Here is a 1,332-nt window from a genome sequence, read left to right on the forward strand (position 1 = left end):
GATAAAGGTAGCGCCAAAAATTAACTATTGACGCCATAGTCTCTTGTTAGTTGCCCTTGCCTGACGCTAGTGCTAACATTTGTGCGTACATTAATTTAGGAGCAACTCATGGACACTAGAATTCAATTTCGTGTTGATGACGAAATCAAACGCTTAGCTCAGCAAATGGCTGAAAGCCAAGGACGCACACTTAGCGATGCTTGCCGTGAACTTACTGAGCAAATGGCTGAACAACAACGCAAAGCATTATCTCACGACGCTTGGTTAACTGAACAAGTAAACCTAGCATTTGAGAAGTTTGACTCAGGAAAAGCTTCATTTGTTGACCATGACTCAGCAAAAGCACGAATGGCTGAACGAAAAGCAAAGATTCGTAGCCGAGGTCAACAATGATTTTATGGGAAGAAGAATCGCTAAATGATCGTGAGAAGATCTTTGAGTTTCTTTATGACTTCAACCCTGATGCGGCAGACAAAACTGACGAAATTATCGAAGCTAAAGTAGAAAATTTACTTGAGCAACCATTAATGGGTGTTCAACGTGATGGTATTCGAGGACGATTACTAATTATCCCCGAAATCTCAATGATCGTTTCTTACTGGGTTGACGGTTCAGCGATTCGCGTAATGCGAGTTCTACACCAGAAGCAAAAATTTCCTACCGACTGATTGTGGTCGGTGGGCAAACTAACGCCGCATTAAGTGGTGAGCAACGCAGACCACCACACTTAAAGTATTGTGCCGTAAACACTGAAACTGAAGCAAACCTAAAATGCCAAGCGTTGGGAATCCGTCTTAAATGCTTTGTTATGAGCCTAGTTCAAGTAGATGCCGGACTGCCTTAGTTGCTGCTTCAAGTCTAGAAGTTTGAATTGAGTTAGCAGTAGTTGAGTAACTGCTATCGTACCCGAAAAAATAGATAATGCGGATACTAGCCAACTCCAGCTAACACCATCAAAGATATACGGTGCAGCAAAAGCAAAACCATAGCTAAACGCTGCATTTACTGAATGCAAAAACTCATTAGTAGAAACCTTGTAACTCATACTTTCGGTATCGTAGGAAATTCTTACCTGCGAGCCAGCTTTACGGAACTTGCAGTAAACTACGTCATTATTTCCATCATACTGAATATTATTAAGTTCTAGGATTTCTCTAACTTTATCTAACATCATATCTCTCCTTGATATGGTGGCTCATAACGCCGCGTTAAGTGGTGAACAACGCGGCCACCTAACCTAAACCATTGTGCCGTAAACACTTAAGCCGATTCGAACTAAAAGTGCCAAGCGTTGTGAATCCGTCTTAAACGCTTTGTATGGATAATAAGCAC

At 41.6% G+C, this 1,332-nt stretch carries 3 protein-coding genes; 2 read left to right on the top strand and 1 reads right to left on the bottom strand.

Annotation, left to right across the window (positions count from 1 at the left end):
• Positions 1-108 precede the first annotated feature (108 nt).
• Both WR49_RS20660 and WR49_RS20665 read left to right on the top strand, forming a co-directional pair.
• Entirely contained in the window at positions 109-393 is a 285-nt protein-coding gene (locus WR49_RS20660; protein WP_006710667.1) for a type II toxin-antitoxin system RelB/DinJ family antitoxin, read from the top strand.
• On the top strand, positions 390-668 hold the full coding sequence (locus WR49_RS20665) for a type II toxin-antitoxin system RelE/ParE family toxin (RefSeq protein ID WP_046225271.1): 279 nt from the start codon (positions 390-392) through the stop codon (positions 666-668). The genes WR49_RS20660 and WR49_RS20665 overlap by 4 nt, the downstream gene beginning before the upstream one ends.
• Positions 669-814: 146 nt before the next feature.
• Here the strand turns inward: WR49_RS20665 and WR49_RS20670 are convergent, their stop codons facing one another.
• On the bottom strand, positions 815-1,174 hold the full coding sequence (locus WR49_RS20670) for a hypothetical protein (RefSeq protein WP_137027297.1): 360 nt from the start codon (positions 1,172-1,174) through the stop codon (positions 815-817).
• Positions 1,175-1,332 lie beyond the last annotated feature (158 nt).

This window comes from Vibrio sp. ECSMB14106 (assembly GCF_000972265.1).
In the GTDB taxonomy this organism is placed as follows: domain Bacteria; phylum Pseudomonadota; class Gammaproteobacteria; order Enterobacterales; family Vibrionaceae; genus Vibrio; species Vibrio kanaloae.